At 39.7% G+C, this 23,673-nt stretch carries 15 protein-coding genes; 13 read left to right on the top strand and 2 right to left on the bottom strand.

What is annotated here, in order from left to right:
• Nucleotides 1–26: 26 nt before the first annotated feature.
• Nucleotides 27–410, bottom strand: coding sequence for an HU family DNA-binding protein (locus KDU71_RS21865; RefSeq protein ID WP_212193259.1), 384 nt, complete (start codon nt 408–410; stop codon nt 27–29).
• Nucleotides 411–1,338: 928 nt separating this feature from the next.
• Here KDU71_RS21865 and KDU71_RS21860 point away from each other — a divergent pair.
• The 4 genes from KDU71_RS21860 to KDU71_RS21845 all read left to right on the top strand — a co-directional run bounded on the left by KDU71_RS21860 (nt 1,339) and on the right by KDU71_RS21845 (nt 5,530).
• Nucleotides 1,339–2,121 carry a hypothetical protein gene (locus tag KDU71_RS21860; RefSeq protein WP_212193258.1) on the top strand — a complete coding sequence of 261 codons (783 nt, stop codon included), beginning with the start codon at nt 1,339–1,341 and terminating at the stop codon, nt 2,119–2,121.
• A gap of 101 nt (nt 2,122–2,222) precedes the next feature.
• A complete protein-coding gene (locus KDU71_RS21855) occupies nt 2,223–2,729 on the top strand; it encodes a hypothetical protein (protein WP_212193257.1) in 507 nt (168 codons plus the stop codon).
• Nucleotides 2,730–3,058: 329 nt separating this feature from the next.
• A complete protein-coding gene (locus KDU71_RS21850; RefSeq protein WP_212193256.1) occupies nt 3,059–4,462 on the top strand; it encodes a sulfatase in 1,404 nt (467 codons plus the stop codon).
• A 9-nt stretch (nt 4,463–4,471) separates the two neighbouring features.
• A complete protein-coding gene (locus KDU71_RS21845; protein ID WP_212193255.1) occupies nt 4,472–5,530 on the top strand; it encodes an alpha-L-fucosidase in 1,059 nt (352 codons plus the stop codon).
• A 202-nt stretch (nt 5,531–5,732) separates the two neighbouring features.
• Here the strand turns inward: KDU71_RS21845 and KDU71_RS21840 are convergent, their stop codons facing one another.
• Nucleotides 5,733–6,605, bottom strand: coding sequence for an AraC family transcriptional regulator (locus tag KDU71_RS21840; RefSeq protein WP_212193254.1), 873 nt, complete (start codon nt 6,603–6,605; stop codon nt 5,733–5,735).
• A 394-nt stretch (nt 6,606–6,999) separates the two neighbouring features.
• Between KDU71_RS21840 and KDU71_RS21835 the strand changes: the two genes are divergently transcribed.
• The 9 genes from KDU71_RS21835 to KDU71_RS21795 all read left to right on the top strand — a co-directional run bounded on the left by KDU71_RS21835 (nt 7,000) and on the right by KDU71_RS21795 (nt 23,412).
• A complete protein-coding gene (locus tag KDU71_RS21835; RefSeq protein ID WP_212193253.1) occupies nt 7,000–10,104 on the top strand; it encodes a SusC/RagA family TonB-linked outer membrane protein in 3,105 nt (1,034 codons plus the stop codon).
• 28 nt (nt 10,105–10,132) lie between these two features.
• Nucleotides 10,133–11,707, top strand: a complete 1,575-nt coding sequence (locus tag KDU71_RS21830; protein WP_212193252.1) for a RagB/SusD family nutrient uptake outer membrane protein — start codon at nt 10,133–10,135, stop codon at nt 11,705–11,707.
• Nucleotides 11,708–12,358: 651 nt separating this feature from the next.
• A complete protein-coding gene (locus KDU71_RS21825) occupies nt 12,359–15,196 on the top strand; it encodes a glycoside hydrolase family 2 TIM barrel-domain containing protein (protein ID WP_212193251.1) in 2,838 nt (945 codons plus the stop codon).
• A gap of 11 nt (nt 15,197–15,207) precedes the next feature.
• Entirely contained in the window at nt 15,208–18,135 is a 2,928-nt protein-coding gene (locus tag KDU71_RS21820; protein WP_212193250.1) for a glycoside hydrolase family 2 protein, read from the top strand.
• Entirely contained in the window at nt 18,125–18,823 is a 699-nt protein-coding gene (locus tag KDU71_RS21815; protein WP_212193249.1) for an RraA family protein, read from the top strand. Before KDU71_RS21820 ends, KDU71_RS21815 begins: the two co-directional genes overlap by 11 nt.
• 34 nt (nt 18,824–18,857) lie before the next feature.
• Nucleotides 18,858–20,024 (top strand): mandelate racemase/muconate lactonizing enzyme family protein, encoded by a 1,167-nt coding sequence (locus KDU71_RS21810; RefSeq protein WP_212193248.1) that lies wholly within the window; start codon nt 18,858–18,860, stop codon nt 20,022–20,024.
• 13 nt (nt 20,025–20,037) lie between these two features.
• On the top strand, nt 20,038–21,597 hold the full coding sequence (locus tag KDU71_RS21805) for a sodium:solute symporter family transporter (RefSeq protein ID WP_212193247.1): 1,560 nt from the start codon (nt 20,038–20,040) through the stop codon (nt 21,595–21,597).
• An 89-nt stretch (nt 21,598–21,686) separates the two neighbouring features.
• A complete protein-coding gene (locus tag KDU71_RS21800) occupies nt 21,687–22,475 on the top strand; it encodes an SDR family NAD(P)-dependent oxidoreductase (RefSeq protein ID WP_212193246.1) in 789 nt (262 codons plus the stop codon).
• A gap of 58 nt (nt 22,476–22,533) precedes the next feature.
• On the top strand, nt 22,534–23,412 hold the full coding sequence (locus KDU71_RS21795) for an SMP-30/gluconolactonase/LRE family protein (protein ID WP_212193245.1): 879 nt from the start codon (nt 22,534–22,536) through the stop codon (nt 23,410–23,412).
• Nucleotides 23,413–23,673 lie beyond the last annotated feature (261 nt).

Raw genomic sequence — 23,673 nt, 5'->3', positions numbered from 1 at the left:
ATTTACTCTTTAACCTTCCATTGCTTTTAAGCTTTCTCATACTTAACGGCCTTGAGTGTTTCTTTTACTTTAACACTTGGCTGGAAACTCACTTTGCAGCTTTTGATCATCTCCTTGCTAAAGTCCTCTTCGGTGTCGGTGCCTTCGCTGGAGATGCTTACCTGCAGGCGGCCAAAATCGCCCAGCTCCACCGTAGCCCCATCACTTAAAAACTCCGGAATTACCCTGGATAAGGCTGTTAAGGTATTTAGTGTATCCAGCTCATTAACGGGCGATATCTCAGCAATACGTTTGGCCAGGATTTCAAGGGTTACGTTGCGAGGACGAACAATAGTGGCGTAGTGCTTTTTAGGTAACTCAGGTTGTCTGGGGTTGCCTCGCGTAATAATTTTAAATTTAATGATTGACATACTTATAAATTTTAAAGGTTATTGATTTAGTTGCAGCCGTTGCTGCAGGTTGAAAATTATTGCTTGATTATCAGGTTTATAAATTCGCTTCCAGAGCAATTCAAAAAAGCATCAAGAGACTTTCTGAAAAGCATCAAGAGACTTTTTGAAAAGTATCAAGACGCTTTTTGAGTGGACTATTTTTGGGGGATAAAACAACTACTTTCGGCATATTATTAATTATTTAGTTTTTACCAGGCTTAATTGATGCCCTCTATTAATTAATAGCAGAAAATGAAAAAGGTAACACGTAAAATAGCTAACCGTTAGTCTGTAATAGTATATAAACCAAAGGGATGTAGTGTGTTGTGGTGGAAAATATTTTGAAAATAATTTGGGGTGTGTAATAGTTATTTTTGAAGGTTCAAGATATAAGACACAAGACAAAAGATATAAGACGCAAGACACAAGATGCAAGATGATTTGCATGGTGTAAAAATGCAGGGAGAGATTTAATGCCGATACCAGCGTATTTTAATATTTAAATGGTATAACAGCCAACTACAGCTTGGGCAGTTAAACTGGCAATGTGTATCAACCCGTGATTCATATTTATCCATCAACCGCTTAATTCCCTTTATCAACACTTTAGTAATCTTTATCAATACTGGCCTTGTTGATTAAACAAAATATCTAATTTAGCATTTGCTAATCGGAAACAACTGCCCCCCTGACCGGGGATAATGTACGTGTAATAAGGGGCAGTAATCATGTAGGAATAATTAATTGTATCTGCATTCAGGTGTCAATACATCGTTGTATATAATATTTATCGGTACCTTAACGGTTGATATAGCAAATATATCGGGCATTGGGGTCTGGATATAGAGTAGTTAGCAATAATTAAAAAGCAGACGAGCTACCAATGAAAACTTAGATAACAGATAACATGAGGAAATTATTTCTGGATTTAGCTATAATTGGATGTTTAATATTGATGAATATATCAGCGATTAACGCTCAATTGTTTGAAACTAATGAATTATATCCCAATACCAACAAGATAAAAGGAAGATATTATAATGGAACAGGAGGTGGCGGATATTGGTCATTGGAATATGTGGATTCGATAGGAAGAATAATTAGCAAAGAGAGTTATCATAAAAAGCAATTGATGTCAAGGAATAAAATTATTTACGACGACAACAATAATATGATTTTTGACATTCAGACTTTTGATTTTAATAATCCAGAGCGAATTGACACAAACAGATTTGAATATAAATACGCTGATAATCGGATAATATATCAATTTCGTAAACTTTCAGTAAATGATTCGACTGTAATTAAATTAACTGTTAATCAAGGAGACACAATTCTGAAATATCAGGAACAAGCCTTTTATTACAGACCTAAGACGAAAAAGACTGATGTTTTTGAAACAATTTATAGACTAAGATACCAAAATGGATTACTGGTTAGTATAAAGAAATTCGATAATGAAAGAAACTCAACTGAAATTAAAAAATATGAGTATTTCGAAAATGGCAGATTAAAACGTAGATTAATTGAACGAATTCCAGAACCCGATATGAAAATTGTTTATATGGGAGGACCTGGTAGTGATGATGAGTATTATAAATATAAACTTGACTCAGAAAACAGAATAAAAGTACTCTATCACATCATAAATGGAAAGAAATATAAGATTGCTGTATATAGCTATGAATAAAATTAACTTTTGCAAATAAACCGCACTAAAGCATAGCAGGCGGCAGTGCGGTTTGGCTGGGCAGATTGGCGCTAGGGGCCAATACAAAACACTTACAAAGAATGAATATCGACTTTTTATTTTTCATACCGTTTATAGCTCTAATAGTATACGTCTTCTATCAATCAATTAAATTATTAAACAATCGATATTTTCGTTCTTATGACAAAGAAGTATTTAGCTATGCAGACCGAAAGGGATTAAAAGTGACAGAAGTCTGTTACCCAAATAAACTTGACTGGAAATCAAGTCCCTTTGAACAACCTTCATTAATTTCTTTTGGGTTAGTATTAATAAATCTTTTTGGTTTTATAACCAGCTGGACAAAAAGAGAATATAGATTAATACATGCAGTAAGCTCAAAAGGTAAAGCAAGACTTTATTGGCTGGAAATTGAGACAACATTTTTCTGTAAACCGGAACTTACCTTTAAAGAAGGCAAGGTTAGAAAAGAAAAATTGAAAGCTGTTAAAAACGTAATAACCAACTTTACTAATTGTCCTGCTTGTAATTATGAGCTGAATGAACAGGATTTAACTTGCCCTGATTGCGGACTAAATTTTAAATGATAAATGCGTGTCCTAATAACAAAGCGTTCTGCCCGGTCGCAAAACAGAGTCTGAGCGCTTGAGTCATCCGGGATGGCAATATAAAATCCATTAATTATCGATTAAACACAAAAATCCCGGTAAAACAGTGTCTTACCGGGATTTTGTTATCATTAAGAGCTAATACAGTTCAATTATCAGAAAAGAAAGTTCTTCTTTTAATTGGGCTTTACTATTAAGTTTGGGTTTATAATTTAATGAACAAATGGTTAATTTATTTAGTGACTAATAAGTGGAAAAAATATATCGGTATAACAGGTTTGTTCGTGTTGATATAATACTATATTGAAATGATTGGAAAGAAAATGCAATTAGTTTTACTGGCAATATCGTTTTTAATACATTCTTGTCAAAGAAGCAGCTTAACTACAAATGATTTACCTTCAAAGCCGAATATTATAATACTATTTGCCGATGATGCCGGATATGCAGACTTTAGCTTTAATGGCAATAAAAGCATTGCAACACCTCACATCGATCATCTGGCAGAGAAAGGGGTAATATTTACGAATGGTTATGTAAGTGGTCCGGTTTGTAGTCCATCCCGAGCAGGCCTTATGACTGGCAGATATCAACAACGGTTTGGCCATGAGACAAATATCGGGGAAAACTATAGCAATACAGATCCGGAGTTGATTGGACTGCCTGTAGAAGAGAAGACGATAGCGGACCTGATGAAAAAGCAAGGTTATCATACTGGGATGGTGGGCAAATGGCACCTGGGAGAAAAAAAGCAATTTCACCCATGTAACCGGGGCTTTGATGAATTTTTTGGAATGCTGGGAGGTGGTAGTTCATATGCTGCCGGAACAGCAAAGGAGATACTCGATAATTTTGAAGCCTGCGATTATAAATCTCTTCCTTATCTGACTGATGCATTTGGGGATAAAGCCTGTGAATTTATCAAGAGGCATCAAAATGAACCCTTCTTTTTATACTTGTCATTTAATGCTCCACACACTCCAATGCACGCGCGTGCTGATTATTTGTCTGAAGCACGGCAACTTTTCGAAACAGAAGAACGTGCCATTAATGCAGCGATGACCAGATCGCTTGATGAAAACATTGGGAAAGTTACTGCATTGCTTCAACAGTTGAAACTGGAAGAGAATACACTAATTTTTTTTACGAATGATAATGGAGGCGCTATGCCATATAACGCTTCATGTAATGATCCTTTTTCAGGCACAAAAGGTACTTTTCTCGAAGGTGGTGTGCATGTTCCTTTTATTGCAACATGGAAAGGCGTTCTCCCGGCGGGTAAAACCTATGACGAGCCAGTAATCTCTCTTGATATCCTGCCAACTGCAATCGCCCTTGCCGGAGGAGAACTGGACGATAAAATCCATTACGATGGTGTTAATCTGATGCCATACTTGTTAGGTGAGAAGGCTGGAAAGCCACATGAAAAATTGTTTTGGCGATTATTTTATCATGGTGCTGTTCGAAAAGGAGATTGGAAACTGATTTGGTTTGATGATCGGGCTCCAAGGCTTTATAATCTGAAGGAAGACATAGCAGAACAAAATGATCTAAGTAAGATGTTTCCTGAGAAAACAGCGGAACTTCTGGATGAGTTTCATAATTGGGAAAATGAGCTGGCAGTGCCTATATGGGAAACCCACTCGATGTGGAAGAATCATACCCTTGACAGGTATAATCAAGCCTATGTTGACTCTCTGAAAAGAAATTAATTGACTATTATGAAGAGATTGATATTTATATACTGCAGTATTGTGTGTTTAGTGGGGCAAGGTTATAGCCAAGCGACAGATGCTTTCCTGAAAGAGTCGAAGGAGGCATATGAAAAAAGGATGGAATGGTTTTCTGAAGCCCAATATGGTTTATTTATTCACTTCGGCTTGTATAGCCAGTTAGGTGGCGAATGGGATGGGAAAGTGTACGGAGACTATGCTGAATGGCTGCAGGCAGATGCTGATGTGCCATCTCAGGTTTATGCCATGTTAAGCGCTACATTTAATCCACAGGATTTTAATGCGGATGATATTGCTCGAACAGCTAAAAGTTCTGGAATGAAGTATATTGTAATTACAGCTAAACATCATGAGGGATTTTGTTTGTGGGATAGTGAGTATACCAATTTTGATGTGGCTAGTACACCGTTTAAGGGGAGAGATATTTTAGCGGAGTTAAGTGCGGCATGTAAGAAATATGGTTTGAGATTTTGTACATATTATAGCCTTATCGATTGGCACCATCCTTCACAGGAACGAAACGTAGATGGATCGGATGCATGGGGAAGATGGGGGAACGTACGAATGAAGTCAGGACGAAAAGCAGAATACATCATGTACATGAAGAATCAGATTCGCGAATTAGTTGAGACATATGATTCAGACATGTTGTGGTTTGATGGGGATTGGGTTTACTGGTGGGATATGGCTTCAGGTATGGAGCTGTATGAGTATATCAGGCAATTAAAGCCTGATATAATTATCAATAACCGCGTAGCCAAACGATCCGAGTTTAAAAAAGACTTTGGAACACCAGAACAAGAGCATCCGGAAGATCAGCTGGAGTACTATTGGGAAGCCTGTTATACATTAAATAACTCTTGGGGATTTAAAAAGAATGATGTGAAATGGAAAAGTGCGGATGAGGTTTACGATAAATTAAGAGATATCAATAATAAAGGGGGCAACTTGTTACTTAATATAGGACCGGATGGAAACGGTAAAGTTCCAGTGGAGAGTATCAAAGTCTTATTGGAAATAGGTGAGCGTGTTAATAAAGAATATTAAGTCATTGACTTTTTTTTCTTTAATCGAAATCAGTTATTTAATGGTTGAACATTAAATGCTTAGGTTATTTGGGTTGATATTCGGTTAGACTAAACCTAATAATAACGGTGTATATCTGCAATGTGAAGTGCTTCGTAGAGTATTTTGGGTTAGTTCTTTACATTATAATATAGGTAATTGTTCCTACTAGCTAAGAGCATATTTACCGAAAGGAATTTTTAACTTTAAGATAGGTGCTTGGTGCTACTCCAGTGACTTTTTTAAATTGTCGGTTAAAATATGACAGGCTATTATAGCCACATCGAAAGCAAATGTCAGATATACTTAGTTGATCCTCAATTATTAATTTGCACGCAAACCCAATGCGTACTTCGTTTGTGAATTCGCTTAACGATTTTTTGGTCTTCTGCTTAAAGAAACGACAAAGAGAGGCAGGTGTCATGTTAGCTATTGAAGCAAGGTCATTAAGTTTGATGTCTTTATCAAAATTGTTTAGGATATAATCATAGATACTATCTACCCGTTTGGATTGATGATTCATGTAATGGCTGGCAAAAGGCGTTTTTGATATAAGTTGCCAATGCTCAAGATTAGCTAATTCCAGTAGAAGATATAGTAGTGAGATAATGCGTTCAAAGGGAGTTTGGTCCACCATTTTTATCAGACGGTCATAGATTTCATGCTGGTCTGTCAATTGATATGAAATTCCAAGATGCGCTTGTTGTAACATTTTTTTGATAGTGTTCATCTCTGGCAGATCCATTAAACCTGTTGCACCCAGATCATCCTGAAAATGGATAACAATGGCCTCCACATTATCGTCGTTGAAGTTATCCAGATAATTGTCACTACTTTTCCAGACATGCGGTAAATAGGCGCCTAATAAAACCAGATCGCCATCTTTGAAACCGGATATATTATCTCCAATAAACCTTGTTCCTTCTCCTTTGATGATAAACACCAACTCTAATTTAGAATGATAGTGCCAATGATCTGAGAAGTAGGGGCGCCTATCGTGCCTGATAGATATAGATTGGTCAAACTGTTGGGGTAGCTTGTGATAATGAGCTTGCATAGTTAATTGATTCTTGAACTGATGTAATCAGTTGTAAAGGTATAATTATTTGCACACGCTTACCTTAAATTATGTTAAAATCATAGTTTGTTGCAAATATAGTTCAACTATGTGGTAAGCTTATTCTAATAGTTGAATTGGTGGCTAACTAATTTTGATACCTAATCCTTAAACAATATGATCTATGAAAAAAAGACGAAGAATTTATATGATTCTTGGTTGAAATCCTAAAGAAAAGTGGGAGCAGATAAGCCACTCCCACAGTGTGTTATCATTCAGTTGACAGTCTAAAAGATAACTTAAATCAATAAGGTAAATTTAGTAACCCAAAATCATGGAAAAAAATATAATCACAAAAAGTATTTATAAGCATTGCAAACACAAATTGAGATTTATGCTCAAGGTAGCAGTAATCTTGTGCATAGTTGTAATGCAACACAGCAATGTTTTAGCAGAAAAAAAAGGTAATCCGTCATTAGTGTCGCGGTCTTCATTGGATTATACTCGTAGAACAAATACCAATGACAAGCTTGTTCAGCAAAACAAGCTTGTTTCAGGTAAGGTAGTTAACACCAAAGGTGAATCCTTGCCGGGCGTAAATGTGTATGAAAAAAGTAATATGACGCATGGAGTCATTACAGGTTTAGATGGAACTTACACAATTGATGTTGCAGGACCTGATGCAATTCTTGTGTATTCTTTCATAGGATTTAACACCTTAGAGAAAGTAGTAAATGGTCAATCTGTAATTGATGTGATTCTTGAGGAGGAGGTAACAGACCTGGATGAAGTAGTTGTGGTAGGATACGGTACTCAAAAGAAGGTGAATGTAACTGGTGCAGTTGCGGCCATTTCTAATGACAAGTTGGAGAATCGTCCGGTAACCAATGTTTCTAATGCTCTGCAAGGCCTTATGCCAGGTGCAACCATTATCCAAAACAGTGGACAACCAGGTAAGGATATGGCTTCCATCAGGGTACGAGGCATTGGAACTCTAAATAATGCCAACCCAATGTACGTTGTTGATGGAATAGTAGTTGGTGGAATGAATGATTTGGATCCTAATGATATTGAATCGATTTCTATATTAAAGGATGCCGCTTCTGCCGCTATCTATGGTTCAAGGGCTTCAAATGGAGTAGTACTAATAACAACCAAAAAAGGCTCCAACAAAGAACCTCAATTAAAATATGATGGTTACATGGGATGGCAGCAGCCAATTGATCTCCTAGAGTATCTGCCTTCATGGAAGTATGCAGAGTTATATAATACGGCCCGACAGAATCAAGGACAGGCTATTGCCTATACACCTGAGGAAATTGAAAAGTTCAGAAATGGAAGTGATCCGGACAATTATCCGAATACCGATTGGTTGGGATTATTATATAAAGGTAGCGGATTTCAACAAAGTCATAGAGCTGAGTTGACTGGTGGTTCAAGCAATTCAAGCTATATGCTATCGGTTGGTATGCTTGATCAGGATGGAATTATCGAAAATTCAGGTTTTAAGCGATACAACACAAGAGCAAATCTAACCTCAAACTTTAAAAAGTTTACTGTGGGCTTAAATCTTTCCTTTACTTATGGACAGACCACGGAACCAACCAATCCCTATACTGGGGATATGTATCAAATTTTCAGGCAGGTTAACCGGATTGCACCATTTGTGCCTTACAAGTATTCTAATGGTGAATATGGTTACATAGCAGATGGTAATCCAATTGCGTGGATGGATCTGGGAGCCATACGAAAGGAAAAGTATCGTAAAACAAGAGGCGTTGGCCGTATTGGATATGAGATTGCCAAAGGATTAAAAATAGAGGAAATTATTGGTTATGAATATACCGGTTCCTCAGATGAGAAGTTTATAAAGGATATTCAATACCGGAATTGGAAAACAGGAGAACCAACTCTTTATCAGGGGCCTAATAGCCAAAAAGATGTTAGACAGGACTATCAAATGTTAAGCTTGCAGACACTTCTGACTTACGATCGCACCTTTGGTAAGCATGCCGTGAATGCTCTTGCCGGCTACTCTCAGGAAGAGGCGAGAACAGATTGGAATAGTTCATATCGGAAAGAATTTCTTAGTAATGAGTTATGGGAGGTGAATGCAGGAGGAGCCGATGGTCAGGTGGCTGAAGGCTCGGCCTATGAGTATGCTTTAAAGTCATATTTTGGTCGTATCTCTTATGCGTTTGATGAAAAGTACTTATTTGAAGCCAATGTTCGACGTGATGGTACCTCTCGTATATCTAAAGAGCAACGTTGGGGAACATTCCCTTCTTTTTCGGTAGGTTGGCGATTGATTAATGAATCCTTTATGGAATCTCTTCAGGACGTTGTGTCTAACTTTAAATTAAGAGCCGGATGGGGGCAACTTGGAAATCAGAACATAGGTAATTACCCTTATCAACAAGTACTTTCAACCGCTGATTACCGCTTAGGTGGAGCTGTTGTACCTGGAGTGGCATTGACACAAGGTGTTAATAGCGATATTCAATGGGAATTATCTACAACAACTAATGTCGGAATTGATCTATCTTTTTTTAAAAACCGATTATCGTTTTCAACCGATTTTTACAAGAGAATCACTTCTGATATACTGCTAAAATTACCCGTGCCAACGCCTACAGGTTTATCAAATCCTTATCAAAATGCGGGAGAGGTGATGAACAAAGGAATTGAGTTCCAATTAGGTTATAAATTGCAAAATGGAGATTGGAATTTCGATATTTTAGCCAATGCTGCTTATAATAAGAATGAAATAACAGATTTAAAGAATGATGGTTCCAGAATCTGGCATAATAATTACAGTTTCTGGCAAGAGGGGTATCCGATTAATGCATTCGGAGGTTATCAGTCCGAAGGATTGTTTAGAACGCAGGATGACCTGGATAACAGTGCTGTGATTAATCGTACACAGGCAGGCTTGGGAGATATTAAATATAAAGATGTTAATGGTGATGAGGTGATAAATGCCGAAGATAGAGAGTATCTTGGGAGCTGGACACCGGCCTGGACATTTGGAACAACGCTCAATGCTTCCTGGCGTGGCTTCGATGCTCAACTGTTTTTTCAAGGGGCAGCCGATGTTAATGGCTATATGAAAAATGAATCAGTTGGCAGGTTACAGGGAAATACAACCAAACCTACTACCTTGTTTAGTGATTCATATGATGCAGTAACGAATCCTGATGGCAATTTTCCAAGACCGCTTAGTACGTGGTTGATTAATGACTCAGAGGCAAATCCTTCATCTTTCTGGGTTAAAGATGCCTCTTACTTACGTTTGAAAAATGTATTGTTAGGCTATAATTTACCTCAGTCAATATGTAATTATGCAGGACTGGAAAAGGTTAAAATATATTATAGTGGTCAGAATTTATTGACATTCTCCAAGTTACCTGATGGATTCGATCCCGAAGCACCTGCTGGTGCAAGAGCCTATTACCCACAGGTGAAGACTCACTCATTGGGACTGAAAGTAACATTTTAAGAGGATAATGAAATTAAATTTTATTGAAATGAAAAAATATAGCTTAATACTAGTCGTTTTACTATATCTGACTGCTTGTAATGATGATTTCCTGGATAAAAATCCATTGGATAAATTATCTAATGAAACGTTCTGGAATAATGAAACAGATGCGATTGCTGCAGCCAATGGTTGTTATAATTCATGGTGGGATATTTACTATGTTCTGTATTTTGACTGTGCTTCAGATAATGCATATAACCCTTATCCTTGGGAAGGTTTTCAGGTACAGGCAACCGGACTAGCCTCGCCGAGCAATACAGGAAGCAGTTTTATGGGCTATGGTAACATCACCAAATGCAATAGTTTTCTTGAAAACATTGACAGGCCGGTTATGGATGAAAACCTGAGAAAGCGATTAAAAGCAGAGGTCCGTTTTCTTAGAGCCTGGGATTATTTTATCAAGGTTACTTTATATGGAGATGTGCCTTTGGTTGAACAATTACTTAATCCTGCAGAGGCTAATCTTCCGCGGACAGCAAAGGCTGAAGTGGTAAAATTTATCCTGGATGAGTTAAATGAGGTATACCAGGATCTACCTGAATCATACGCTGGCTCAGATGTGGGGCGAATTACTCAAGGTGCTGCACTGGCTCTCAAAGCCAGAATGGAAATCTTTGAAGAAAAATACGAGGACTGTATTAATTCCTGCTTAAAAATAATGGACCTTGATTATGCGTTGTTTGAGAATTACAAAGGACTATATAAAATTGCCAACGAAAATAATCAGGAAGTAATTTTGGATGTTCAGTATGCTGAAAGTCTCGGAACAACATGGGTTTTAGGAGTAATGCCACCAAACTCTTCGGGTGGATGGAGCTCTATAAATCCAACACAGGCCCTGGTGGATGCATATGAATGTGTGGATGGAAAAACAATTGATGATCCCACTAGTGTGTATAATCCTGATAGTCCATATGATAACAGAGATTCAAGGCTAGCTGCCACAATTATTTATCCGGGTGCTTATTACGGTTCTAATTATCTTAATTCAATAGATGAAAATGATCCTAACGGCGATTACTATGCGCCATACGGCCGATCTAAAACAGGGTATTATCCCCGTAAATACATTGATGATTTAAACGACTATCCTAATGTTTGGGAAACAGGAATTAATGGTATTGTGATTCGTTATGCAGAGGTGTTGCTGATGTATGCTGAATCAAAAACGGAAATAAATGCTATTGATGCTACGGTATATGACGCCTTGGATGCTATTCGCCAGAGAAGCGGGATGCCAAAAGTTGATCGTCAGGTATACAATTCTGTTGACAAGCTCAGGGAGCTGATTCGTCGGGAAAGAAGAGTCGAGTTAGCCATGGAAGGAGTAAGGTGGTTTGATATTTGTCGATGGCAAATAGGTGATGAGGTGATGAATGGTATGGTGTACGGCGCCCGGTTAGGAACGGTAGACCCCAATGATGGAACCTTAAACTTAACAGATGAACGAATTGAAGTTGAGACACGCATCTTTGATGAAAGTAAGCATTATTTGTGGCCTATTCCGCAAAGTGTAATGGATGCTACTCCTGCAATGATGCCTAATAATCCAAAATACTAATCTGTAATAATACAAAGTCAGTTAATAATCAAATGGGGTTTTATACCCCATTTGATTTTGGTGCTAGAATGGTTTAAATATTAATAATAGAGTGAATGTTTAAAGTCCATGCATATCTTGATTAAACGGCTACTATAAAATGAGCGATATTCGATGGAATCAACCTGATGATATGTTTTTACAGGCAACCTTTCAATGTGTTCTTATGGCTGCTTTATCTCCTGTGTTTTTGAAGCTAACTCCACCACTATTCTATGTTAAAACCAATGCGAAGCCTGGCATATCAAATGAGGCTGAAGTGAAATATCGTTGTTCTGAAAAGTTGTATTTGAATAAAAATGATTAAATATTAATTCTCTATGCAAAAATAGTTCAACCATTGGATAAGGATATTCTATCAGCCAGTCTGAAGTTCACCTAAATTTGTATTTGTGTCAGGGGATATAAAGCTGGCGATATCTCTGATGTATTCTTAATTAATCAAATCTTTGAAATTGGTTGAATCAGAATGTTTTTTTGACAAGCAGCCGATTAGTTGTAATTTATAGTATAATGAAAATGAAATTAGGTTATGTTTTTCTCATCTTCTTGGCTTTTCTGCATTTAAACCCGATAAATGCACAGTTTGCTGCAGTGCCAAACGAAACAGATATGTCTACGATAAAAGTCGACCTTGGAGGGGAGTGGCATTTTAGTCATCCAAGAAAATATCATAGAGACAGTTCTTTAAAGGGCAGTGAAAATTCGCACGATATTCAGGTACCTGGGGAGTGGACCATGCAAGGATTTTCACTAGAGCCTGGTGAAACAGGTATATATCAAAGGGATTTCGCCATACCAGATAATTGGAAGAATTCTACAGTGTATTTGCGATGCGATGCTGTTTTTAGTAAGGCAGTTATTAAAATTAACGGGCAGATAGCCGGGACACACAAAGGACCGATGATGGCCTTTGAATTTGATGTAACAGACTATTTAACTTATACTAGTGATAATGCCATATCATTGGAGGTAACTGCAGAAACCCTGCCTGATACCCTGATGTCTGGTACACAATATGCTGCTCATCAAATGGGGGGTATCCTTCGAAAGATATTTTTATACGCAGTACCACAGGTGCATTTAAGCGATTTGAGTATTAAAACAGACCTGGATAGAAAATATGAGAATGCGGTATTAAAGGTTGATGCATCAATTAATTGTAAGCAATTATCTGAAGATGTGTCGATTGTATCAAGGCTTTTCGATCCAAAAGGTAAAGAGGTGAAGCTTAACAACTCTAAGCATCGCTTAAATTTGAATGACAAAGGGAAAACACCACTTAGCTTGTCGTTTGCAGTGAATAAGCCTTTAAAATGGGATGCAGAACACCCTCATCTATATCGACTGGAGATGGATATACACTCCAGGGCCGGAACAGAGAAGATTGTAAAGTATATTGGCTTCAGAGTCATTGAGGTCGTAGGCAACGAACTATATGTTAATGGAAAACCGGTTAAACTTAAAGGAGTTAACCACCATGAAGTTCACCCACTAATGGGGCGCAGCCTCAATCCTGAACTTTGGAAACTGGACGTGGAGTTACTAAAAAAGGCAAATGTCAATTACCTTAGAACCTCACACTATCCAACTTCTGAAGAGTTTGTGGAATGGTGTGATAAATTGGGCATTTATGTTGAACTGGAGAATCCTTTGTGTTGGATTGGTCATCACGCCAATAAACATTGGGTAAAGAATGCGCCTGAAGACAATAGTTTTTATCCTTATTTTGAGGAGGTAGCTAAACTAAACATAGGGTTTTTCAGAAATCATCCAAGTATCATCATGTGGTCGATGGCCAATGAATCGAAATGGACACACAACTGGTCGAAACTGGCCGATTTCTATAAACAAAGCGATCCAAGTCGCCCGGTTACCTTTCACGATCAGGCTTACGGCGGATTTAATAACTATGGAAGTGGCAAAATGCCAGTGGCCAATATCCATTATCCTGGAACTGGAGGACCTAAAGTGGCTGAGGATTTTAACAGACCACTTTTATTTGGGGAATTTGCTCATTTAAATACCTATAACAGGGTTGAGATTGTCACGGACCCTGGAGTGAGAGATGTATGGGGACGTGGTTTTAAAAGTATGTGGGAAGGGATGTATGCTAGTCGCGGATGTCTTGGAGGTGCTATCTGGTCTGGTATAGATGATGTGTTTTATTTACCCGATGGACGTGCAGTTGGATACGGAGAATGGGGCCCCATTGATGGATGGAGGCGCGAAAAACCCGAATATTACCACATGAAGAAAAGTTACAGTCCTGTGAAAGTGCACAACCTTCAAATTGCAGCAACTGATTTGAATAAAGGCATTCAACTTCAGGTTGAGAATCGTTTCGATTTTACCGATCTGGAAGAGTGTTCAATTCATTGGACGCTGGAAACAGAATCAGGTCAGGCAAGAATGTCTTTAGCGCCAAAGCAGAGTGGCATTCTGACCATCCACCCAAAGTCGAATGACCTGAATGGTAAGATTCTATATCTTACATTTGCTTCCCCACAAGGCATAGAAGTAGAAAAGTGTGCCGTTGAAATAGGAGAAGTTCAACGCAATAAGCTACCTTTTAGCTCTGTTGCTCAATCAGCACTCCATGTGGAAGAAGAAGATGGGTGCCTAAAAGTAGATGGTGAATCTTTTTCATGGCTATTCGATATGCAAAAAGGAAAAGTTAAGGAAGCCACTGTAGAAGGAGAGACGGTACTGAAGATGGGAGCTGAACTAATGATGCTGAAACTTACAACCGGAGAGTGTTTAACTGAACACAGCCTGGATATTCCGTTCTATAATGAGGTATGCAGTCACTGGGAAGTTAGCACTGTGACATGGACTAATCTGAATGATACTATTGCGATAAATGTAGAAGGGACCTACGATCAGGCTGTTGGTACAATAAAATATCAGTTGTCTCAGGATGGTGTTATGACCATCACTTATGATTTCGAATCGCTGATTGAGATGAATCCTCGCCAGTGGGGTATTGTTTTCACAACATCGGCAAACGTGAACCATCTTAAATGGTACCGGAGAGGTTTATGGAGCTCCTATCCAGATAACCACATTGGCCGTATTAATGGGGAGGCCATACCGTTTGCGACACAGGCATTCTTATCCGAATCATTTGGGCAACAACCCGATAATGACTGGAGATATGATGCCAACCGGTTAGGGACGAACGATTTCAGAGCAACGCGCGAGAATATTTATTGGGCTTCCCTGACCTCGGAAGAAGGCAAAGGAATGACTGTGATATCTGATGGCACACAGGGATTCAGGGCTTTTGTTAATCCGGATAAGACCATCAGTTTTCTGTTAACAGATTATACAACGGGTGGTGGCGACCTGTTTTTCAGTGGTCATTACAGCAACGAAAGAATAAAACTTAATAAGGGGTCTAACCTCCATGGAATAGTTAAGCTGCAGTTGGTAAAATCAAATCTGTAATTTATAAGAACATGCAAAAGAAACTGTTAATTGCTTTCCTGGTATCAATCTGGTCTGTAGGATTATTTGCGCAGTATCATTTCGATACGGCAAAACTAAAGACGATTCGATGGTCACCCATGCCTGATGTTGTTAAGGGAGAGAAGGTAAAGAAGATTTTGTTGGATGGTCAATGGAGCTTTTCTACATCACCTCATAAAGAGTTCTGGAAAGAGCATTCACAGAAGGGATGGCCTTTAATAACGGTGCCTGGTGAATGGGTGATGCAGGGATTTGATGTGGAGCCAGGAAAAGCAGCTGGCTATCACAGAAATTTTAATGTGCCGGCCAATTGGAATGATTTCAGGATTAAACTTAAATGCGAAGCGGTTTATAGTGATTGCGACATCTGGTTGAATGGAAAGCGTGTAGGTAAACATATAGGAGGATTCACACCTTTTGAGATGGATGTAACAAATGCAATGAAGACTGGTGAGAATACTATTGCACTTGCAGTTAGAAGTGAAAGTCTTGCAGATACCTTATCCGGAGCATCCCAGTATGCAGTGCATCCTTTAGGAGGCATATCACGTTCTATCAGCCTGGTAGCATATCCCGATCTCAACCTTGCATCATTGCATGTGAGTACAGTCTTTGATTCCTTATACACTGATGCCACTTTAACATCGCATCTTAAAGTAGCGAATGAATCAGACCTCACACAAACAGCGGATGTAAAGTTAGTGCTTAAAGATAACAATGGGAAAGTGGTAATGGAATCCACTCATTCATCAGGCATAAGCCTGAAGGCTGGTGAAGTTAGGAATATAGATCTGAAGATGCAGGTTGTTGCACCAATGAAATGGGAACCGGAACACCCGCATCTTTATTGGCTTGAATGTGCATTGATTCAGAACGGAAAAGAAAGTTCAGTGACGAAAAGACGCTTCGGTTTCCGGCAGGTTGGTGTGAGAGGTAATCAGATGTTTGTTAATAATCAGCCTGTTAAGCTAAGAGGTGTAAACCGACACGATGTGGATCCGCTCAGAGGTCGCTCTCTGTCCGGAAATCAGTGGTATGAAGATGTGAAGCTATTCAAGGAAGCAAATGTTAATTACATCCGTACATCACATTATCCACCTCATGAAAAGTTGCTGGAAGCCTGTGATGAACTGGGTATGTTTGTAGAAGAGGAGGCACCATTCTGTTGGGCAGGAAAGCAACCCGTATCCAACGCTAACTATTTTGAAGCCATTCTTCTGCCGACGCTTGAGATGGTGGAGCGAGATAAATCTCATCCATGTATTATTCATTGGTCCATCGGTAACGAATCCTATGATTTTAATGAGTTATTTAAACAATCTGCCGACCTGGTAAAGGAAGCAGATCCGTCTCGCCCGCGTATCTTTAGCCAGTACGGGGAGGATTCTGACAGCGGTTATCTTGAACTGGGGAACCATCACTATCCGGGGTCTTCCGGTCCATTAAAATATAAGGATAACAGACGACCCGTTACCTTTGATGAGTATTGTCACTTAAATGCATATAACCGGTATGAGTTAATGACAGATCCAGGCGTTCGGGATGCATGGGGGGAGATTCTATTGAATATGTGGGAAGAGATGATGGCTTCCAAAGGCGTATTGGGGGGCGCTATCTGGGCAGGTATCGATGATACGTTCTTTTTGCCTTCCGGCCATGTGGTTGGATATGGTACCTGGGGCCCAGTGGATGGATGGAGAAGGACCAAGCCAGAATACTGGCACATGAAAAAAGTGTATTCACCGGTTAAGCTGAAGCGATTAACAACCGAACCCAATCAGCCTGTTAAATTTGAAGTAGAGAATCGCTATTGTTACTCTAATTTGTCCGAATGCCATTTCGTATGGAAAACAGAGAGCGGAGAAGGCGTGGTTCAGCCCAATGTTAAGCCAGGTGAAAAAGGAACTTTTGTACTGCCTGTGCATAATGAGGAGGTGCAAAAGCTAACTGTTGAAATTTGGAAAGATTTAGATAGTCCGGTCGATAAGTATGTCTATAATAACAAGCCATCTGATCTTTCAAAGCTGCCAGTTAAGAAAGATAAGTTTAAATGGCAGTCAGAGGGAGATTTTCAGGCTGGAAAATCAAAAAATACAACAATACAAATAGGTACAGATAAGCTTGTGGTTGCTGATGCTGAGGGTAGAGTTCTGTTGGACGAATGGCCGGGATTGATGTTGGTGCCGTTTAATAGCGGAGGGGATACACAGATGACAAAGGAGACCCCCGAATATGAATTATATTCGCCAATGGCAACCAATCGTCAGATTTTATCAATTGATGTGGTAAGGTCGGTTGCCGATGTAGAAATTGTTTTGCACGATGCCTATAATGAGGCCATAGGAAAAACAAGGATACTTGTGACGGCCAATGGTCAAATAACTGTAGATTATGAATACAAGTTGCTAAAAAACCAAAACCTGAGACAATGGGGAATGGCATTCAGGTTACCAGCAACTATAGATAGGTTAAACTGGCAGCGTAAAGGCTTATGGTCCGTTTATCCCGAAGATCATATTTCTCGTCTTGAGGGTACCGCTCAATTGTTTTATAATCATCCGGAATGTGGCACGGCCGGACCAAATGAGAAACCAGATTATCCATATTCAGAAGACCAAACGCCATATGGAAGCAATGATTTTCGCTCAACCAAACGTAATGTGCTTCAGGCCACATTGTTTAATACTCACAATTCGGGTATTCAGCTTCATTCGTCAGGTTTGCAGCACCTAAGGTGTTGGTATCATAATGAGCGAGTGAATATGCTTGTGGCTGAATATGATAATCCTGGGGCAGAGAGGTTTTTGCGCAGATTTGTTAATCATGCGGCATTATTTGATATCCCGCTTAAGAAAGAGCAAACTATTCGTGGGAAAATTAATCTGAACATACTTAATGAAAGTAATAATGGGGACTAAGATTTGGAGAAACGATAATGAACTGTTTGAGCTGATACAGAAAGAGCTCTTTACAGCTGTAGTAGGTGATATTATGGATAAGATGGGCTTGCAAAAGCAATTTCTGCCTCCGCAGATACGTCCGCTGAAAGATGATATGTTCCTGGTTGGTCGTGCAATGCCTGTGCTTGAGGCCGACTGTTTTGAAGAATTATCTGGCGATTCTCAAAATCCATTGATGAATAAACCGTTTGGCTTGATGCTCGAGGCATTAGATGCCATTCAGCCAGACGAAATATATATATGCTCAGGTTCATCACCCGATTATGCCCTGATGGGAGAGCTGATGATGACGCGTATTAAACAGTGTGGAGGCGCAGGAGCTGTTGTTAATGGCTATTCAAGAGATACCTATGGGATACAAGCAGTAGGCTTGCCTGTTTTTTCGTACGGACCCTACGCACAGGATCAGGCGCCAAGAGGCAAGGTCATTGACTTTGGAGTGCCTATTGAGATGAATGGCGTTCGAATACATCCGGGGGATATTATTATTGGTGATATTGACGGCGTATGTGTTGTGCCGCGTAAGGTTGAGGAAGAAGTTATTATGCGGGCACTTGAAAAAGCCAATGGTGAAAAAATGGTTTTGAAGGCCATACAGGGTGGCATGAGTGCTGTTGATGCCTGGGAGAAGTATGGCATTATGTAAAAAGAGAACGATCAAATATTTATACGATAAGAAAATGAAAATAACTGATGTAAAGGTATGGTTGGTTGAAGGTGTTAAGTACAACTGGACCATGCTTAAAATATATACTGATGAAGGGCATACCGGGGTTGGTGAGGCTACCAACTGGCCCGGAAGCCAGATTGTGGAAGCAGCTGCCAAAGAGTTAGGACAGCGGATTATAGGTATGAATCCCATGCGCACTGATTTTATCTGGACCAAGCTTTATAGGGATCTGAATTGGGTAGGACCATATGGCGCCAGTATGTGTGCCATTTCGGGCATCGATATGGCACTGCTGGATCTTAAGGCGAAAGAGCTTGGTGTACCAATGTACGACTTGCTAGGAGGTGCCTTTCGAACAGATATCAGGTTGTATGCCAACTATTGGTTTACAGGTGGCGGACACAAAGCTGAAGATTATGCCCAACAAGCAAGGGTTGTCATGAACCACGGTTTTAAAGGGGTTAAATTTGACCCTTTTGCACATGTTAACTACTTATATGGTGAGGATTTAAACACCGATTTGGGCTTGTCAAAAGAACAACAGGATAGGGCATATGAAGTAAGTGAAGCTGTGCGACGCGCTATTGGTCCTGAGGCTGATATGATGATTGAAACACATGCCATGCTTAATTACAAAACTGCGGTGGCAATGGCTGAACGTTTATCAAAACTGGATATTACCTGGTATGAAGAGCCTGCCGGTCCTGAAAGTGCCGGTACACTTCGTGCCTTTCGCGAACGCATCGATCCCAAAGTATCTATATGTGTAGGCGAACGTCATTATACACGACATGGAATTCGCGATTTGTTGGAAAAACATGTGGTTGATGTGATCATGCCCGATATTACCCGTTGTGGCGGGCCATCTGAAATGAAACGAATGGCGACAATGGCAGAAGCCTACAATGTGCAATTGGCGCCTCATAATCCTAACGGTCCTTTGTCGACACTGGCCAGTGCCCATGTTTGTGCGGCAGTACCCAACTTCTTTCGACAAGAGTTTATGTTTAACGATGTACCCTGGCGTGATCAAGTGATAAATCATCCTATTGCAGATATGATTGTTGATGGGCATCTTCATTTGTCAGAGAGACCGGGATTGGGTGTTGATTTAATAGAAGAGGAAATGGAAAAGCATCCTGGAATCAGGGAGGCACGACCAGGTTTTTACATCTAGGAGAGCAGCGACTATGACGATATTGGATATTTTTATTTTCATTGCCTATGGATTGGTGATTATCATGATTGGTAATCTCCTGTCCCGTTCGTCTAAAAATGAACGGGACAGTAACGCCTATTTCTTTGCCGGTAATAGCCTTCCGTGGTACCTGATCGGAACATCAATTATTGCCGCAAATATTTCAGCCGAACAGTTTATTGGCATGTCAGGTTCAGGTTATGCAATAGGTCTGGGTATTGCAACCTATGAATGGATAGCCGCATTGATTTTGATTGTAGTGGCCAAATACTTTTTGCCGGTATTGATCGATAATAAGATTTATACCATGCCTCAGTTTATGGAGTACAGGTATGATAAGCGGATTAAAACCATACTGGCCATCTTTTGGATATCACTTTTCGTTATGGTCAATATTACTTCCATTCTTTATCTCGGTGCTTTAACCTTGAAATCATTGCTGGATATTCCTTTGGTTGCAGCTATTGTCGGATTAGCTGTTTTTACACTGATGTATTCTCTGTTTAATGGATTAAAAGCCATTGCGTCAACAGATATTATTCAGGTCGTTTTTTTGGTAGCTGGGGGATTGCTGACGACCTATCTTGCATTGAATGCCATCAGCCACGATGGTGGATTATGGGAAGGTTTCCTGATGATTAAGCAGCAAGCGCCTGAGAAGCTCCATATGGTTCTGCATTCTTCCAATCCTAATTACAAGTATCTGCCTGGAGTAAGAGCCATATTGGGTGGAATATGGATAGCTGGGATTTACTATTTTGGGGCCAATCAATACATTATTCAAAAAGCACTAGGGGCCAAAAACCTAAAGGAAGCGCAGAGAGGAATGGCCTTTGCTGCATATTTGAAATTGTTACTTCCTTTGATTGTTGTGGTTCCTGGTATTGCGGCATTTGTGTTGAATGCTGATATTAGCGGACCTGATGAGGCGTATCCCTGGCTATTGACAACATTTATTCCATCAGGATTCAAAGGGTTTATTTTTGCAGCCCTCATTGCAGCAATTGTTTCTTCTTTGAGTGCTATTATTAATAGTACTTCCACCATTTTTACCATGGATATTTACAAAGTCTATTTTAATACTCAGGCTTCAGAATGCCAATTGGTAAAAACCGGACGAATTTCTGGTTTGGTAGCTATGGTCATTGCCACATGCCTGGCTCCATTACTTGGGCATGTTGAGCAGGCTTTCCAATTCATACAGGAATACACAGGGATGTTGAGTCCGGGTATTACCGCAATTTTTGTCTTTGGTCTTTTCTGGAAGAAAACAACATCCAATAGTGCTCTTTGGGGTATGGTGGTATCAATTGTTGCATCTGTTTTTCTCAAATTTGGTTTTCCCGATATGCCTTTTCTTGACAACATGCTTGTCGCATTTTTGATAACAGCCAGTTTCATTATTTTGTGGTCATTGGTGGAAGGGAGATGTCATATGAATGGTAAAGCTATCATAGTTGGCAGAGGTGCATACCGTACTGGCTTTGTCTTTAATGTGGCTGCAGTTGGTATAATCGTCATATTATTGGCTTTATACATCTCATTCTGGTAGGTTTTGGATCTTTATGAGTTAGAAATTATTCACAAACATTATGAATAACTTTTGAGGTTATCAGTTTATTCAATTAAAACAATCTAAACATGCTTTCTATTAATTTAAAGGACAAAGTAGCAATAGTAACTGGTGTTTCATCTGGTATTGGTGCAGGTATTGCGGAGGTACTTGCCCGGGCAGGTTGTCATATAGCTGGTTGTGCCAGAACCAATGCCTCAGACCCAAAAGTTTTGGATTTCGTAAAGTCTGTTGAGAACAGCCAACGCGAGGCGTTTTACCATCCAGTTGACGTGACTCACAAAGAGGATATAGAAACCTTTGTCGATAAGGTTATCAATCGATTCGGCAGAATTGATATTGTCATTTCTAATGCCGGAGTGAATGTTTTCCGTGGTGTGGATAACTGCAGCGATGAGGATTGGGATTACAACAATAAATTGAATCTGTCTTCTCACTGGCATTTGGGGAAAATATGTAAACCATGGCTGGAGAAAGCCAAAAATAGCGTATTTCAGGTGATCACCTCCAATCATGCCTTTGCCTCTATTCCAGGTTGTTTTCCATATAATGTAACAAAAACTGCCTTAACGGGGCTTGTTAGAGCCATGGCTATTGAGTGGGGACCATCAATCAGGGTGGTTGGTATTGCTCCCGGTTTTATAGATACTCCTGGAAATGATAAGTGGTTTAAAACGTTTCCGGATGCTGAAGCTGAGCGTCAGCGCACTATTGATATGCACCCGGCAGGGAAACTGGGCACCCCTGAAGAAGTTGGCAGTTGGTGTGCCTTTCTGGCAAGTAGTTTTGCCGCTTTTGCAACAGGTACAACTTATCTTATTGATGGAGGGCGATCAGCCTTAATGCAGGATGCTTAATAGAAGAGGAAGTATTATTGCGTAATAAAGCACGTTTTGATGCAATGTTTTTAATGTTATGAAGCAGCAAATAGAATTGGTAAAAAATACCCCACAGTCGATGCTGGGAGAAGGGCCAATGTGGCATCCGGTGAATAACTCCCTGTATTGGGTAAATATTGTAGGAATGAAACTACATTGTTACGACCCTCTGAACAAGTATACCGAGACTTTAGAGTTGCCATCAATGGTAGGTACCGTTGTGCCTGCCACAGGGCTATATGAGGTTCTGCTAGCCTTGGAAAACGGTGTTTTTGGTCTAGATAAGCAAAGGCAACTAGTTAAGTTGGCCGATTATCCGGCTGATGAATTACCCGATAACCGGTTTAATGATGGTAAAATAGATCCCAAGGGCCGTTTGTGGGTTGGCACTATGAACAAAGAGGTTGTGGATAAGGCAGGTAACTTATATTTGTTTGAAGGAGGTAAATGGCAGGTTAAACAGGCAGGAGTAACCATTTCTAATGGTATAGCCTGGTCGGCCAATGCGCAAACCATGTTCTATATTGATACATCGCAATATCAAATTTGGGCGTATGACTATGACTGTGATAAGGCTTTGATAGATAATAAAAAAGTGGTTGTTGAAATTCCGAAGGAGCTTGGTGCTCCTGATGGCATGACTGTTGACAAGCAAGGCATGCTTTGGGTGGCACACTGGGGTGGGAGTGCAGTTATTCGTTGGAACCCGGACACTGGTGAACGAATGGAGACAATTGAATTGCCGGTACCACATGTAACCTCATGTACTTTCGGAGGTGAAGCTTTGGATACTTTATATATTACAACAGCGCAAGAGGGATTGAACGATACGGAACTTAAGAAATTCCCATTAAGCGGATGTTTGTTTAGTGTTAAAATGGATGTTCAAGGATTACCAGCCAATATCTGGAGATGACAGAATGGCAATTAGGTTATATATATACTGATTGTAGTATTTGAAAGTTGGCAGAATAGCCTTTGACTGCTTAAACAGCATGGTCAATTTGTTTTTAAGATAAACGTGATAATAAAAATAGTGCATGACCAAAAAAGTAATCACTTTCGGAGAGATAATGCTCCGTTTGTCAACACCAGGCTATCAACGCTTTTCGCAGGCAAGCGAGTTTGAAGTATGTTATGGAGGTGGAGAGGCCAACGTGGCTTATTCGCTGGCCAA

The organism is Carboxylicivirga sediminis (genome assembly GCF_018156225.1).
In the GTDB taxonomy this organism is placed as follows: domain Bacteria; phylum Bacteroidota; class Bacteroidia; order Bacteroidales; family Marinilabiliaceae; genus Carboxylicivirga; species Carboxylicivirga sediminis.
The sequence above is the reverse complement of the archived record's forward strand: the minus strand, read 5'-3'. Positions and strand labels throughout refer to the sequence as shown.